The sequence below is a fragment of the Nonomuraea sp. NPDC050404 genome (assembly GCF_040655495.1).
Taxonomy (GTDB): Bacteria; Actinomycetota; Actinomycetes; order Streptosporangiales; family Streptosporangiaceae; genus Nonomuraea.
Genome location: NZ_JBFAKB010000059.1, coordinates 18,431 through 32,062 on the forward strand (window position 1 = coordinate 18,431; position 13,632 = coordinate 32,062).

At 66.8% G+C, this 13,632-nt stretch carries 10 protein-coding genes; 4 read left to right on the plus strand and 6 right to left on the minus strand.

Annotated features, from left to right (window positions below; translation table 11 throughout):
• Positions 1–38: 38 nt before the first annotated feature.
• The 4 genes from AB0I81_RS62830 to AB0I81_RS62845 form a co-directional block, all read right to left on the minus strand.
• On the minus strand, positions 39–920 hold the full coding sequence (locus AB0I81_RS62830; RefSeq protein WP_360680145.1) for a sugar ABC transporter permease: 882 nt from the start codon (positions 918–920) through the stop codon (positions 39–41).
• Positions 920–2,476, minus strand: coding sequence for an ABC transporter permease subunit (locus AB0I81_RS62835; RefSeq protein ID WP_360680148.1), 1,557 nt, complete (start codon positions 2,474–2,476; stop codon positions 920–922). The genes AB0I81_RS62830 and AB0I81_RS62835 overlap by 1 nt, the downstream gene beginning before the upstream one ends.
• Before the next feature lie 112 nt (positions 2,477–2,588).
• Complete coding sequence (locus AB0I81_RS62840; protein WP_360680151.1) at positions 2,589–3,713, minus strand: maltose ABC transporter substrate-binding protein; 1,125 nt, start codon at positions 3,711–3,713, stop codon at positions 2,589–2,591.
• A gap of 425 nt (positions 3,714–4,138) precedes the next feature.
• Positions 4,139–5,467, minus strand: a complete 1,329-nt coding sequence (locus tag AB0I81_RS62845) for an alpha/beta hydrolase-fold protein (RefSeq protein WP_360680153.1) — start codon at positions 5,465–5,467, stop codon at positions 4,139–4,141.
• A gap of 237 nt (positions 5,468–5,704) precedes the next feature.
• Between AB0I81_RS62845 and AB0I81_RS62850 the strand changes: the two genes are divergently transcribed.
• Positions 5,705–6,712, plus strand: a complete 1,008-nt coding sequence (locus AB0I81_RS62850; RefSeq protein WP_360680156.1) for a LacI family DNA-binding transcriptional regulator — start codon at positions 5,705–5,707, stop codon at positions 6,710–6,712.
• Between the two features lie 29 nt (positions 6,713–6,741).
• Here the strand turns inward: AB0I81_RS62850 and AB0I81_RS62855 are convergent, their stop codons facing one another.
• Complete coding sequence (locus tag AB0I81_RS62855) at positions 6,742–7,770, minus strand: LacI family DNA-binding transcriptional regulator (protein ID WP_360680158.1); 1,029 nt, start codon at positions 7,768–7,770, stop codon at positions 6,742–6,744.
• A gap of 532 nt (positions 7,771–8,302) precedes the next feature.
• Between AB0I81_RS62855 and AB0I81_RS62860 the strand changes: the two genes are divergently transcribed.
• The 3 genes from AB0I81_RS62860 (at position 8,303) to AB0I81_RS62870 (ending at position 13,041) form a co-directional block, all read left to right on the plus strand.
• Positions 8,303–8,983 (plus strand): hypothetical protein, encoded by a 681-nt coding sequence (locus tag AB0I81_RS62860; RefSeq protein ID WP_360680161.1) that lies wholly within the window; start codon positions 8,303–8,305, stop codon positions 8,981–8,983.
• A 676-nt stretch (positions 8,984–9,659) separates the two neighbouring features.
• Complete coding sequence (locus tag AB0I81_RS62865; protein WP_360680164.1) at positions 9,660–9,845, plus strand: winged helix-turn-helix transcriptional regulator; 186 nt, start codon at positions 9,660–9,662, stop codon at positions 9,843–9,845.
• A 277-nt stretch (positions 9,846–10,122) separates the two neighbouring features.
• Positions 10,123–13,041, plus strand: coding sequence for a BTAD domain-containing putative transcriptional regulator (locus AB0I81_RS62870; RefSeq protein WP_360680167.1), 2,919 nt, complete (start codon positions 10,123–10,125; stop codon positions 13,039–13,041).
• Positions 13,042–13,207: 166 nt separating this feature from the next.
• Here AB0I81_RS62870 and AB0I81_RS62875 read toward each other — a convergent pair.
• Positions 13,208–13,632 (minus strand): hypothetical protein (locus tag AB0I81_RS62875; protein ID WP_360680169.1); only part of this gene is annotated, 425 nt, incomplete at its 5' end.

A 13,632-nucleotide genomic window follows, 5' to 3' on the forward strand; every position in this document is an offset into this window, starting at 1 on the left:
GACGTGCCTTTCACGACGAGTAGTGACAGCAGAACTGCTCACTTCACGGATCCCCTGGTGAGACCGCTGATGAGCTGCTTTTGCAGAAGGAGGTATATGACCACGATCGGGAGGGACGCGAGCAGCGCGCCCGCGCTGAACCAGCCGAAGTAGGCGTTCTTGTCGGCGGCTGACAGCGCCCACAGCCCGACGCCGAGGGTCTGCTGACGCACGTCCCTCAGGAAGATCGAGGCCAGTAGGAATTCCGAGAACAAGGTGACGAAACTCAGCATGAAGACTGTCACCAGGATCGGCACCACCAGCGGGAGGATGATGGTGAAGAACACCCGGACGTGCGAGGCGCCGTCGACCTTGGCCGCCTCGTCGAGCTCCCGCGGCGTGGTGTCGAAATAGCCCTTGAGCAGCCACACGTTGGCGCCCATCGCTCCGCCCAGGTGAGCCAGGATCAGGCCGCTGGTGGTGTTCAAGCCGAGTGGGGGCACCACCTGGCCGATCTCGTCGAAGGTGAAATAGATCGCGACGAAGGCCAGCAGCGCCGGGAACATCTGCACCAGCAACAGAGCCAGCAGCCCCACCCGCCTTCCGCGGAACCGCATTCGGGAGAAGGCGTAGGCCGCGCAGGCGCCGATGAACAGTGCCGCCAGGGAGCCGACGATCGCCACGTACAGCGAGTTCCGGTACCAGGTGAGATACGGCCAGGTCGTCGAGGTGAACAACGTCTCGAAGTTGACGAGAGAGACCGAACTCGGCATCAGGGAGGACGTGGAGAGTGAACCGGCAGGGTTGAGCGCCGCCGAGGCGATGAAGGCGATGGGGAACAGCGCCCAGGCGATCGCCACCCATGCCAGAACGTGCCGCCACCACACTGCGGCGAACCATCGCGAGCCGAGACGCCTGCGGGATCTTGCCGTGGTGGCCATCAGTTGAACTCCTCAAGCTTTGCGCTCCTCCTGAAACCCGCCAGGCTCAGCAGGGCGACCAGCAGGAAGATCAGGATGGACACCGCCGAGGCCAGCCCGTAGTCCGGGCTGGCGCCGGAGAAAGCGAGCCGGTAGGCGTAGGTGATCAGCAGGTCGGTGGCGCCGATGCTGGTGTTGCCCGCGGCGAATGGCCCGCCACCGGTCATCAGGAAGATGAGTCCGAAGTTGTTGAAGGTGAAGGCGAAAGAGGCCACCAGCAACGGCCCGACGCTGACCAGCACCAGCGGCAACGTGACCTTCGCCAGCATCTGCAGCCTGCTGACCCCGTCGACCCTGGCGGCCTCGTAGACCTCGCCCGGGATCGACTGCAGAGCGCCCGTGCACACGATGAACATGTAGGGAAATCCGAGCCACAGATTGGCGATCAGGAGGGCCGCCCGCGCAGCCCACGGGTCACCGAACCAGTCGATCGACACCTGGGTGACCTGGTTGATCAGGCCATAGTCCTGGTTGAACATCGAGGCCCAGACCAGGGCGGTGACGAAGCCCGGCAGTGCGTACGGAAGGATCATGAGTGACCGGTAGACCGCCTTGCCCTTCAGCCGCGGATCGTTGAACAGCAGGGCCAGGAGCATGCCGAGAAAGAATGCCGACGCCACACCGAGCAGCGCGTAGCCGATGTTCCACGCGAAGACCGACAGGAATCCGGTCCGGATCACCGGATCGGTGATGATCGCGGCGAAGTTGTCGAATCCGACGCTCACCCGCCAGCCCTGCGGCAGTCCCTCCCCCCTGCCGTCCTCGGGGATGAAGGAGCCGTCCCGCGCGACGTACCGCTTGCCGGTGGAGCCATCGGTGATCACGTCGGTGGCCGGGTCGTGTGTCATTGACGCCTTGCCCTCGAAGGCATGGCTCAGCCCGATCGGCTTGATGCCGCCCTGAGGCGTGTGAACCACCAGGTTTTGGACGTCCCGCCGGGAGTTCACCTCTTTCGCCGTGAGCAGGGTGAAGCCGGGCGCCGAGAGGACCTTGCCGGTGGGGGACTTCTGAATACCTGCTGGGTTCAGTCCCAGGAGACCGTTCCCGGTGCCGTCGAAGACCCGGCCGTCGCGTGGATCGGTGAGCAGCAGATGCGGTTCACCGGTGATCGGATCGGAGCCGGCCTTCACCGCTACGCTCATCGCGTAGCGTGGGGCGCCCGGCACCTCCTGCACGGAGTTGGCAACGATCGCCTCGGTCGCCTCCGCCTTGGTGAGCAGGTGACCGTAGCCGTAGTTCGTGAATGCCGTCGCCGCCGTGTAGGCCACCGGCCACACCTGCAGGCCGAGCAGCAGGATCAGGCCGGGCAGTAGATACTTCATCGGAACCAGGCGGCGGGTCGCGTACACCACGAGCACCGCCATGCCGACGGCGCCGACGATCAGTACGCCGAGCCAGTTGCCGCCCTCGATCAGCCGGTGCGCCGTGACGGCGACCACTGCGAGCGCGGCGACGATCAGCACCAGGCGGGCCGCCGTCCCAAGCCTCGCGCGGGCGGCATCCGGACCGGTGGACATCGCCTCCGCTCGGGTTGCTATGCCCCTTATCACGAAATTTCTCCTCTTCCCCGGTAAGGGGTTCAGCCGGTACGAGGCCACACCCGCGACGGGAACCGCCGCCACGTGAGGCTCAGCCCTTCTTGATGCCTTCCACGACTTGTTTCTGGGCGGCGTCGAAGGCCGCCCGCGGGCTGGACTTGCCCGCGATCACGTCAGCTTCGGCCTGGGCCACGGGCCCCCAGACTGCCCTGACCGCGGAGATGTTCGGAATGGGCTTGGCCCCGACGCCGGCCTCGAACCAGGCTTTGACGTCGGCGTTGCCGGCGGCGACCTTCTCGTAGGCCTCCTTCAGCGCCGGAGGCCGATTGCCGACCACGAAGAGCGCCTCCTGCACCTCCGTACTGGCCATCTGATTGATCACGAACTCCTCCGCCAGCGTCTTGTTCTTTGTGTTCGCCGACACGTAGAACATCTGCACACCCAGGAAGGGCAGCATGCGACCACCACCCTCGATGGACGGCAGCGGTGAGATTGCATACTTGATGCCGGCCTTCTTCGCGGTCTCGATCGCCCACGGGCCGGTGAAGTAGTACGGCGCCTTTCCCGCGTTGAACAGGGCATCGATGTTGGTGCCGTCGACGTTGGTCGACAGCACCTTCTTCTTGCCGATCTCCGCGAGCACCTCGGCGCCTTTGATCGAGGTGTCGCTGTTCACGATGACCTTGCCGGGGTCGTACTCGCCGTTCGCCTTCTGCCCGAAGAACCCGCCGCCGAAGGCCGACAGGAACGGGTAGGCGAAGTAGGAGTCGCCTCCCTTGCCCACCGGCACCAGCAGCGCGTTGGTGGCCTTTCCCGACTTGACAAGGGCCAGGCCGCTCTCGACGAGTTCGGCCAGGGTCTCGGGCGCCTCGGGAGCGAGCGCGGTGTTGCGTACCAGCGCGATGTTCTCCACGGCATAGGGCACGCCATAGATCTGCTCGTTGAGCGTCGCCGCTGCGATCGCCGACGGAAGGAACCCGGCGACCAGGTCGCCACTCAGGCTGAGCGGTGAGACGGCGTTGTTCTGCACGAACTCGCCGAGCCAGTCGTGCGCGCCGACGATGACATCGGGGCCGCTGCCGGTCTGCGCCGCCGCGCCGAAGTCCCGGCGGACGTCCGTCGACACTTGAACGGCGACCTTCACACCGTTCTCCTTGGCGAAGGCGTCGGCGAACCGCTGCAGCACTGTCGCCCTGTTGTTGTCAGCCCAGATCACCAGGTCGGCTGCGCCATCGCGCTGCGGGACGCCGGTCGCTGGCGCACTTGGCGCCGCGGATCTCCCGCTCGGACTGCGGGCGGGGACCGCGCAGGCGCTCAGCGTCACCAGTCCGGCCGCCGTCAGCAACGCGCGGCGTGAGTGGAGGCGATGTGGAGTCCCGCCAGTCTCTAAGCCTGCACGCATCGAGTCGTCATGCGTCTCTGGAAGCGGCCACATTTGATGTTGGTCCTTTCTCGCTGAGGGTGGGGGTCGCTCCAGCGCAGGCAGCGACCGTGTTCCGGGTCCCCCGCATAGCGGACGCTATCCACAGGGCAGCAAGGTTACAAGCTATTAATGAAAATTTGCCGCAAGATTGCGTTCGGGAGGATAGCTGCGTGATGATCGGCCGCCGTCCCCTGAGAGAGGGAACCGTCAACGGCTGTCTAGAGGCCGCCGTGGTCGGGATTCGTCCATCTCTCGACCCGCACCACGATGCGGCGCGCGGCGTCGTGGCGTAGCGGATGACGGACGGGAACCCCGTTGGCGTCCAGGCCCGCGCCGCGCCAGCCGAGACCCACTGTCCCGTCGAGCCCGACTCCCCGGGGCAGGGGCCAGTGGCCGTGGTGGAGCCCGGGCCGGATATGTTGCGTGGGCAGCCCGGAGAAGGACACCGAGGCGTCAAGCGGGGTGTCGAGCGGCACGACAACGGTGACGTCCAGGGCGGGCTGCGCCTCTCCCGAGGTCACGATGACGCCGGTGGTGACGGTGTGAGAGCCCACTCTCGCCACGATCTCGCCGTCGCCGGCCGCGGCCGCGGCCAGGAATGCGCCGCCGACCCGCTTGAGCAGGCGCTCGGGTCGCCAGTCCACCTGAGCGGTGAGGATCGAGTACGTACAGCCATCGGCGCGCCTTCCCAGGGGAGACGCGTCGATGAGCTGGCCGATGCCGAGCGCCAGGTTGCCGTCCGGACCTGGAGCAACCGTCGGCTCGGCCGGACCACCGGCGCCGAACAGATGCAGCACCGCGCTCCTGGCCCGCTCCGCCCAGACATCCTCGTGATGCCGGCCCTCCGGATCGTAGCGGTATCGCAGGTCATCGTCAGGCGTGTAGCCGAGCTCCGTGACGAGGTGCTGCACGAGTTCCAAGACCGGCTCGACGGTGATCAGCCCCTCCATGCCGCCCATGTCGATCCAGATCCGATCGGGACCGCGGCGGTCGAAGATCCGGTGAACGGGAGTCTTGGCGAGGGTGACGGGGTCGATGGAAACGAAGAACGGTGACATGATCGCCGCTAGGCCGAAAACCTCCGGTCGGCCGAACGCCAGATGGTAGCTGACCAGGCCGCCCATGGAAGAACCCATCACAGCGGTGGCCGCCGGATCGGAGGTCACGGAGTACCGCTGACGGACCAGCGGAATCAGCTCGTCGATCAGGAACGTCTCGTAGAGCCTGCCTCTCGCGGGCGAGCTCGCCGGGTCCCGAGGGAAAGGGATCTCGTGCGAATACTCGGCTCCGCGGTCGGCTCCGGCGTTCGCCACTCCCACGGCGACCAGCGGAGGCACCGAGCCGCGACTGATGAGATCGTCGAGTGTCTCGTCCAGCCGCCAACTCGGTGCCGGCCCCGCCGAGGCGAACATGTGCTGGCCGTCATGCAGATAGAGCACCGGATAGGGCCCCCTGGCGGGGTGATAGCCGGGAGGCAGATAAACATAGACGTCGCGGCGGTTGCCAAGCGCCTCCGACCACATGTCCTCCAGAACCTCGACCGTCACCGGGCCACCTCCTCGGAGCGGAACGCTCCCGCGGCCACCCGGCCTCGGGCACGCGGGTACGGCGACAAACCGGCCGGACCGGCCACCGCGTTGCGTCTCGCTTCGCGTTGTTCCATCCTGTGTCTTCTCCCTTCCCTCTCTGACCTGGGGTTCCGGGCCAGAAGCGTAGGAGACCCGCCAGAACGCCAGCAACAGCCCTGCAACATGTTTCGTTGATTTCTGATAAGGAGCACTGTCGTGCCACGCACCTCGGTCCGTGCGATCGCGAGGAGAGCGGGCGTGAGCGCCGCCACCGTCAGCCGCGTCCTCAATGACAAGCCCGGAGTGGCTGAGGCGACCCGCGCGAGAGTCCTGCGGGCCGTTCGCGAGCACGGCATGGTCGCACCCGCGCCGATCTCGGAACCGTTCGTCGGGATCATCGTGCCGGAACTTGACAATCCCATCTTCCCGTTACTCGCCGGAGCGATCGAGACCAAGCTGGGCGCCCATGGAGTCACGGCCTTGATCGGCAGTTCGACTCTCAGAGGGCCGACCGAGGCCGACTACATTTCGGCTCTGCTCCGGCGGGCCGTCCAGGGGCTGGTCCTGATCTCCGGCGGACATGCCAATCCCTCCGCCGACCACAACACCTACTGGCAGCTTCACCGGCAACGCATTCCGATGGTGCTGGTCGGAGGACGGGTCCCCGGCCTACCCACAGCGACGGTCACCACCGACGAGGCGGCGGGAGCCGAGGCGGCGGTCGCCCACCTGCGCGAACTGGGGCACTCGCGCATCGGCCTCGCGAACGGTCAGGCCTACTTGCTGCCCTCGCAGAACAGGAGGCTGGGCTACCTTCGGGCGATGCGGCGGTTCTTCGGGACGGTCGACGCCGAACTTTACGCCGAGACGAGTTACTCCCTGGCCGGCGGCCTGGCGGCCACGCGGAAAATGCTCGGCGCCGGTGCGACCGCCATCATCGCCGGCAGCGACCCGATGGCACTAGGTGCGGTGGCCGCCGTCCACGCGGCCGGACTCTCCGTACCGTCCGATGTCTCGGTCATCGGCTATGACGACTCCTACCTCGCCGTTCACAGCAACCCACCGCTCACCACTCTGCGCCAGCCCGTCGAGGAGATCGCGACCGCGGCGTCCTCCGCTCTGTCGGAGCAATTGCACGGGTATCACGTGACGCACGTCGACCACGTGTTCGCGCCGACACTGATCGTACGATCATCCTCCGGCAGCCGACCCGCAGATGCGTGACGCTTGTAGCGCCAGGTCGATCTCTCCTGTCAGGAGGTGAGCCGCGGGGCCAGGCCCGTCGATTCGCGAACGAGAAGCTCCGGGCGGAAGACCAGTTCGCTGCCCGGCGATCTGCGGCCGGAGGCGATCTCGGTGGCGAGGATGGAGACGGCGGCCTGGCACATCGGGAAGACTGACTGCCGCAAGGTGGTGAGCGCGGGGTTCGTGAAGCCGATGAGGAACGAGTCGTCGTGACCGACGATGGAGACGTCGCCGGGAACCTTGAGCCCGCGCGCGTGGGCGGCCCGGACGGCACCCAGCGCCATGTAGTCGGAACCGCAGATCAGCGCAGTGTGGCCGGTGTCCATGAGCTGACCGGCAGCGACTTGGCCGCCCTCGACGCTGAGCAGGGAACTGGCGACGGACTCTGCGGCATCGACTCCGAAGCGTTCCTCGATCCTCGCGGCGAATGCCTGGATGCGTCGTTCTGTCGATACGAGGCCATGGGGCCCGACAGTGAGCCCGATCCGCTCATGACCGAGGGTGGCGAGGTGATCGATGGCGATTTCGACTCCGGCAGCGTCATCGTCGGAGACGAAGTGGGCGTCGATGTCTGGGCTGTAGCCGTTGATGAGCACGATCGGCAGGCCCGCGGACACGAGGCGCTGATAGCGGAGCTTGTCGGACCCCTGGTCGGCGTGATGGCCGGCGACGAAGATGATGCCGACGACCTGATGTTCGAGCAGGGCCGCGACGTATTCGTCCTCTGACACGCCGCCGATGTCCTGGGGGCACATGATCGGGGTGAGCCCTCGCCGCGCGAGATCCGAAGAGATCATCTGCGCGAAGGACGGGTAGATCGGATTGTCGAGCGAGGGCACGATCAGGCCGACCAGTCCGGCGGACGTACTCCGCAGTTTCGCGGGCCGCTCGTAGCCAAGGGCGTCGAGGGCGGCCATGACCTGCTTGCGGGTATCCTCCGAAACGCCGCCGCGGCCGTTGAGCACTCGCGACACCGTCGCCGTCGATATCCCGACATATTCGGCAAGATCGGTGAGCTTGGTCTTCGGCGTCGGCATGCAAGGGATTCTAGACGAGCGGCGGATGGCGCCTGGCAGACAGAGGGACCCATGTGGGCAGCGCTTCCGCGCGAGTGGCGGCCTTCGCGCCGGAGCGTCTAGCATCCCGACAAAGCCGCGTTGGCGGCGTCGAATACCGGCTGGTGCATAACCTTGTTAGGCCTTTCTCTCGCAACTGGTGTCCTGACCAAGCTCAACCGAATAAGGGCCGCGGAAATATCCGACCATTCCGAGGCGGTGAGCCCGGACGCTCGGCCGTCGCTGGGCGCTCTTCCGGCCCAACCTGATCGTCGCGGTGGCGAGGTCGCCTGCCTGTCCTGGTGACGCCGTCAGACTGTCGCCACTCTATGTAACGTTCCACACTGCTATGTGGCAAGGCGCGTTGTGCTATAAATCTCGACAGCAGTAAATCGGCGGGTAAGGGAAGTCGTATTCAGCCTTGACTCAGTTGTCAAAAGGGCGCTGCAGCATGCGGCATTCACTGAGCAGGATCTGACCCGAAGTTCAATGAGGAGCAATTTCACCTCGCTTTGTGGCGTTCGCCAAGCGTCAGGTGCTCCTCGACCTTGCCGAAATCCGTGGGGGAGCCTGTCCCGGGCACATCTGTGGTTCGGGCTGTCCATCCCGGTCTGTTCACCTGACATCAGCGATCTGGAGACATCTCATGACCATGTACGAACGACAGCCCTCCGCCCCTCGCGACGATCGGGCCTTGCACCACCAAGGGGCGCCCGCGGGCGCGCTGGGGACGGCTGGAACAGGCGGCGGGCGGCCCGCGGGCCTGTCTCGGGCAGTCGGCGCGGCCATCGCAGCCGCATGTCTCAACGTGATCGGCGCCATCGGCATCCTCCTCGCGGGTACGCAGGTGGTCAAGGATCAGATCGCCATGACCACGACCGCCGAGGACGGCAGTGCGGTGCCCGCCGACATGGTCGACGCCAGCGGTGAGCGGGCCGAGGGTCTGCTGGCCATCTACACCGGCCTGGCCTCCAGCACGATTTTCTGGTCCCTTGTGCTCATCGTGGTCGCATGGCTGGCACTGCGTGGCGGTCGCGCCACCCGGATCATCTCTGTCGTGATCCTCATCATCTCCACGCTGATGAAGGCGATGGACCTGTTCATCGCCATGCCGACGATCACAGTGATCGCCGATGTGTTCGTCGTGATCGTGGCGCTGGCCGCAATCGTGTTGTTCTTCCGTCCTGCCAGGTAGCGTGCGATCGGCGCAGGTGCGCTGAAGGGCGCTTCTGCCCGCCATCTCCGGCCGCGTCAGGGTGGCGCACCGCGCGGTGCGCCACCCTGACGCGGCATCGTGCCGACCTTGGATGCGACAGCGGCACGACGGGGCGGCGACAACGACCATCCTTACGATGATCACGCTCAGTGGGGGAATCCGATCCCTGATCATAAGGAGAGGTCCGATGGCCAGGAAGTCTGTTGTGGCGAGCATCGCGGTTGCTGCGCCGCTCGGTCAGATGACCAGCCGGAGCGGGCCAGGGGCTTGAGACGTCCTGGTGGCATCACCACCTCGTGTCCCGCCCGTGCGCAGCCCGACCCCAGAGTTTCATCCATTCGCCCGGTTCCAAGTATCCCGATACGTATGTCGCCTTGAAGGTCACCGTCGGCCACGACCGTAGGCAGCCCGATGGGCACCCCCGGGTGCCTACGCACGCGGCAGACTGGCGCGTGGACCGCCAGGACGACACCCGTGCGAGCCCTACGGCGACTGCTTCGCCGACTGCCCGGCCCGTCTGGCCTATAGACCTGTTCGCCCACGCCTGGCTGCCGGTGGTGGGGTTCGCCCCCAAGGACAGACCCAAATGTCTGGGCCAGCCGCGTCGGGAGATCGGAGGCATCAGCCAGAAGGCGCTCACTCAAATCCTGGCCGCATGCAACGCTCTGACCTGGTAGAGCGCCGGCGCTATGCCGAAGCCCCGCCGCGAGTGGAGTACGAGTTGACCCAGGCGGGCCAGGACCTGCTGATACCGATCCGGGCCCTGAGCCACTGGACCCTCCGCCACGCCGACACGGTCCTGGCCGGCGCCGACGACGGCTCCGCCCGAAAGATTGGCTGACCAGAGCAACCAGATCGGCCGGCGGAGCCGTGGCACCGCGAGTCCCGTCGTCCCGATTTACTCGTCATCAACAGTATTGCGCCGTCCAGTAACATAGAGAATCGCTCCGGCGTCTTGACGTGACGACGAACGGCACGCCCTCCCTGCCGTCGCCACGATTGGTCGCCGGAAGGGCCGACGGCTCCAGCGGAATGCCTGCGAGAGAGCCTTGACCTCACTTCAGTTGCGGATATCCGCGAGTAACCGACCACAGGTGTGAACCGGCGACAGACCGGGCGTGGCCGGCGTCTCGCGATCGTGCCGGTCGATGGATGGGGAGACACCCGTGTGGTTTGGGATTCTGGGCCCGCTGGAAGCAAGCCGAGATGGCAGGCCGGTCGCGATCCATGCGCCCAAGCAACGCAGTGCCCTGGCGACCTTGCTCCTGCGCGCCAACCAGCTTGTCTCCTTCGACCAGCTGATCGGATCATTGTGGGACGAGGCGGCGCCCGTAAACGCCCGCGCCGCGATGCAGACGCACATCACGCGGTTGCGCCGCACCTTGGGCGACCAGGGGTCGGAGCACCGGCTGATCCACACCCGTGACCAGGGTTATCTCATCGAGATTGACGCGGGCAGCCTCGATCTCCTCCGCTTTCGCGAGCTCGTCGACCGGGCGACGCTGGCGGTGGGCAAGGGCGACGTCGGCCGGCAGGCGGACCTCCTCGGCGAGGCGCTGGCGCTGTGGCGCGGGCCCGCTCTGGACAACGTCCCGTCGGGATCCCTCCACCGCGAAGAGGTGCCCCGCCTCACCGAGACGCGCCTGCAACTGCTGGAGCACTGGTTCGACGCCAGCCTCCAACTCGGCCGCCACGGGCTGATCATCGGCGAGATCAGGGCCGCCGCGGCGGCCCACCCGCTGCGGGAGCGGCTCTGGGGCCAGCTCATGCTCGCCCTTCATCGTTGCGGCCGGCAGGCGGAGGCGCTGGAGAGTTTCCGTACGATCGACGCGTTGCTGAAGGAGGAACTGGGCCTGGACCCCGGCCTCGAGCTGCGGCGGCTGCAGCAGGCCATCCTGAACGACGACCCGGTCCTGACAGCCCCAGACGTGCGGCCCGGGTTGCCGGCCGAGCGTGAGGCCGAGCAGGTGGACGTCGGCGAGGGCACGCTGCCGACCCCGGCCGAGCTACCCGCGGACCTCACCGTGTTCGCCGGTCGACAGGAGGAGACCAAGCTCATCGGAGAGTTGTTCACCTCCGCCGGGCACGACGCGGTGACCGTCTGCGCCATCGCGGGCCCCGGCGGCGCCGGGAAGTCCGCCATGGCGCTGCACATCGCCCATCGGGTCGCCGACCGGTACCCGGACGGCCAGCTGTACGTGAACCTGCACGGGGCCTCCCCGGAGGCGGAGCCACTGAAACCGGGGGAGGTGCTCGGCCGGTTCCTGCGCTCCCTCGGGGTTCCCGACGCGGCCATACCCGTCGATGTGGAGGAAGCGGCGGGACGATTCCGGTCGATGACCGACCGCAAACGCCTGCTCGTCGTTCTTGACAACGCTTCCAGTGCCGCGCAGGTGCAGCCCCTGCTGCCCGGCAGCCATTCGTGCGGTGTGCTGATCACCAGTCGCAGGATCCTCACCTCGCTCGACGGCGCCTTCCGCGTCCAGCTCGGCACCCTGCCCGAGGACGAGGCCCTGGCACTGTTGACCCGGTTGGTCGGCGCGGCTCGGATCGATGCCGAGCCCGGTGCGGCGGCCGAACTCGTCACACTCTGCGGGGGACTGCCGCTGGCGATCTGCATCGCCGCGGCCAGGCTCACCGCCCGGCCCGCGTGGCCCGTCGCCATGCTCGTGGAACGGACCGCCGTCGAGCGGCGCCGACTGTCCGAGTTCCAGGTTGCGGACAGAGCGGTACGGGCCAGTTTCGCCGTCAGCTACTGCGACCTGCTGTCCGACAGGCACGGTACGGCGGCGGCCCGCGTGTTCCGGCTGCTGGGCTTGCTCGATAGCCCGGATTTCGACTACCGGGTCGCCGCGGCGCTCGCCGATGTCCCGGACGAGGAGGCAGAGGCGCTGCTCGAACACCTCGTCGATGCCCAGCTCGCCGAGACGACGGCGCTCAGCCGCTTCCGTATGCACGACCTCCTGCACCTTTTCGCGCGTGAGCGCGCGAGTGAGGAGACGACCGCACAAGAGCAGGTGGTGGCCGTCCGGCGGGTTTTGCACTTCCATCTGGCCACCGCTCGCACCGCGCTGAGGGTAGCCAGGTCGAGGAGTAATCTGCGCCTCGAACTGGGTCCTCGAACCCTTCTTCATCCTGGGATGCCGTTGGAGACGATGACCGACGTGCGGGCCTGGTTGGACACCGAGGCCGACAATCTCGCCGCCGCGGTGCGCCAGGCCGGCAAAATGTCCGCCGACGACGTCGCCGTGGCGCTGGCGAGCATTGTGGGCATGCTCCTGGACGACGGAGGTCAGTGGCGCAGGGAGCTCGTGTTCGCTGAGGCGGCAGTGGATGCCGCCGAGCATTCGGGGGACCCGCAGCTCAAAGCGATGGCGTACAGCGACCTCGGCTGGGTCTGCTCGAATCTCGGGCAACTGGATCCGGCCATCGAGCATCTGGGCCGCGCTCTGAGGTATTTCCGGCAGATCGGCAACGTGGGCCGCGAGGCGAATCAGCTTGACCACCTCGCCAATGCCTATCGGATGCAGGGCCGCCTGGACGAATCCATCGATCACTACCTTCAGGCCCTCGAACTCCAGCGACGCAACGGCGACGGGTACGGTGCCGGAATCGTCCTGTCCAATCTTGGGCTCACCTATCGCAGCGCCGGGCGGCACAACGAGGCGATCGACGCACACGAACAGGCCGTCTCCCTCATTGGTGACGAGGAATTGCAAGTGAAGGCCAGCGCGCTGGGTAACCTCGCGGAGACATACCGGGTGGCCGGTCACCTCGATCGGGCATGCGCCCGTTTCGAGGAGGCCATCGCACTGGAGCGGCGGGCCGGCATGACCGGTACATACGTGGAGGCGGAGCATCTCTGGGGGCTCGGCCTGGTCGCGCAGGCGATGGGCGATGCGGATGGCGCCAGGAAGCGCGCGCAGGAGGCCGCCAGGATCCTGCACGAGCTCGGCCTCATCACCGCCGCCGACAGGAAGGGCATCGAGGAGAGCCCCGTCCTGCGGACCCCGGAAGTCATCGAGCGACGGCGTTGACCGCGCAGCCCGTAGCCACCGGTGGCGAGCAGCGTGGTGAAGACGGCGTCCAGGCCGGCGATGCCGATTGCCTCGCCGGCCTGGACGGCGCGGGCAGCACGCCGCAGGAGGGCGCGCCCGCGTCTCGCGAGGCGACCGCGGTACTCCGTCGCTTCCAGCAGACCGGTCAGTTGACTCCGGGGCCGTTTCCGTTGAGGGGTTGCCAGTTGGACCAGGGTGGGTTGGTGTTGGTGTGGTAGCGGTGGTAGGTGCCGGTGGGGTTGGTGGCGATGGTTTCGAGGCGGCCGTCGGCGTTGTGGCCGGTGGTGATGTCGGTGCCGCCGCCGCCGAAGTTTTCCCAGGGCCACCAGGTGCCGTTGGGTTCTTTTTGTACGAGGTGTTGGGCGGTGTTGGTGTTGATGGCGAAGAGTTCTATGCGGTGGTCGGTGGATTTTTCGGTGGCGAGTTTGGCGTTGGCGGGTCCGCCGATGGGTTGCCAGGCTGACCAGTAGGGGGTTTGGGTGGTGTTGTGGCGGTGGTGTATTCCGGTGGGGTTGGAGGCGAAGACTTCGAGGCGGCCGTCTTGGTTGGTTGCTATGGCGAGGTCGTGTC

Coding starts and splice junctions, on each gene's coding strand:
- AB0I81_RS62830 (WP_360680145.1), bottom strand. CDS start 920: ATGGCCACCACGGCAAGATCCCGCAGGCGTCTCGGCTCGCGATGGTTC.
- AB0I81_RS62835 (WP_360680148.1), bottom strand. CDS start 2,476: ATGTCCACCGGTCCGGATGCCGCCCGCGCGAGGCTTGGGACGGCGGCC.
- AB0I81_RS62855 (WP_360680158.1), bottom strand. CDS start 7,770: ATGCCGACGCCGAAGACCAAGCTCACCGATCTTGCCGAATATGTCGGG.
- AB0I81_RS62865 (WP_360680164.1), top strand. CDS start 9,660: ATGCAACGCTCTGACCTGGTAGAGCGCCGGCGCTATGCCGAAGCCCCG.